Source organism: Arthrobacter sp. 05N429 (genome assembly GCF_056397045.1).
Window position 1 is genome coordinate 1 of sequence record NZ_JBFTMQ010000032.1, and the last position, 1,493, is coordinate 1,493.

General features: G+C 66.6%; 2 protein-coding genes. Both read right to left on the minus strand.

Annotated features, from left to right (window positions below):
* Positions 1-827: serine dehydratase beta chain (locus AC1DF4_RS19120; protein WP_476914351.1), on the minus strand; the 827-nt coding region annotated here is incomplete at its 3' end.
* 90 nt (positions 828-917) lie between these two features.
* Positions 918-1,493 (minus strand): PLP-dependent aminotransferase family protein (locus AC1DF4_RS19125; RefSeq protein ID WP_476914352.1); only part of this gene is annotated, 576 nt, incomplete at its 5' end.

A 1,493-nucleotide genomic window follows, 5' to 3' on the forward strand; every position in this document is an offset into this window, starting at 1 on the left:
TTCACGGCGAGGGCGATCAGGTTGACCCACTCCTGCCAGTACTTCGGGTCCCGGTCCTTGTCCTCTTTCATGAGGCGTTCATGCCAGTCGGGGGCGCGACGGCGGACCTTGAGTCCGCCGGGCAGCAGCCCCTCGCGCTTGAGGCTGACTTCGACGCAGCCTTCCATCACCGAGTAAATGTGCAGCAGGCCTTCGCGGATTTCCTCTTCCGTCCGGCTGTCCTCTTCGTTGACCCTCATCACCTCGCTGATGCTCAGCGAAGTCTTCCGGCAGTGTTCCAGCAGCTCCGCGGCCGTACGGAACGGCAGCGGCAGTTCCTTCTTGGATTCCTCGAGTTCTTTCTGCGCGGCGTCCTCCTCGCCTTCGCGGACGATGAAGCCGCCGCCGACGGAGAAGAAAGTGACGCTGTGCAGGACCTCGCCGTCGGCACCGGACACGGTGAACGTCATGCCGTTGGTGTGCCGCGGGAGGATGGTCAGGGGGCGCAGAACCATGTCCTTCACGCCATAGGGCAAGGACACGGCGCCGGCAAGCTGCAGGATACCGGTCCCGGCAATCGTGGCGAGCCGGTCTTCCACCTCCTCGGGGAGGATCAGCTCGGGGTGGAAACCCTCCAGCCCCAGCAGGATGGCAGTCATGGTGCCGTGGCCGTGGCCGGTCGCGGCGAGGGAGCCGTAGAGGTCCACTCGCAGCGACGCCACCTCTGCCAGCTTGCCGAGGGACTTGAGTTCTTCGGCAAACACCGCGGCGGCCCGCATCGGTCCCACCGTGTGGGAGCTCGAGGGCCCTATTCCGATGGAAAAAAGGTCAAAGACTCCAACAGCCATTGTCGGTTCCTTACTTGGTCATGCTTCGAATGTCGGTGGTTGGGCCCGCCGAACCCCCAATGCTTCGACGGGCTCAACTACCTGGACGGGCTATAAGGAGGGGTAGAGCGGGTGGGCGGCGGCGAGGGCCTCCACCCGGGAGCGCAGACCGGACAGGTCGGCGCCGGCGTCGGCGATCAGGGCCTCAGCGATGATATCCGCGACTTCCGCGAAAGCCGCCTCGCCGAAACCGCGGGTGGCCAGCGCGGGCGTGCCGATGCGCAGGCCCGAGGTGACCATCGGCGGGCGCGGGTCGAAGGGGACGGCGTTGCGGTTGACCGTGATGTCGATTTCCGCGAGGCGGTCCTCGGCCTCCTGGCCATTGAGTTCGCAGTTGCGCAGGTCCACGAGGACCAGGTGCACGTCGGTGCCGCCGGAGATCACGTTGATGCCCTTGGCGGTGACGTCCGGCTGGACCAGCCGGTCCGCGAGGATCCGGGCGCCGGAGAGCACGCGCTCCTGGCGTTCCTTGAACTCCGGGGACGCGGCGATCTTGAAGGCCACGGCCTTGCCGGCGATGACGTGCTCCAGCGGGCCGCCCTGCTGGCCGGGGAACACGGCCGAGTTGATCTTCTTGGCGATGTCGGCGTCGTTGGAGAGGATGATGCCGCCGCGCGGACCGGCGAG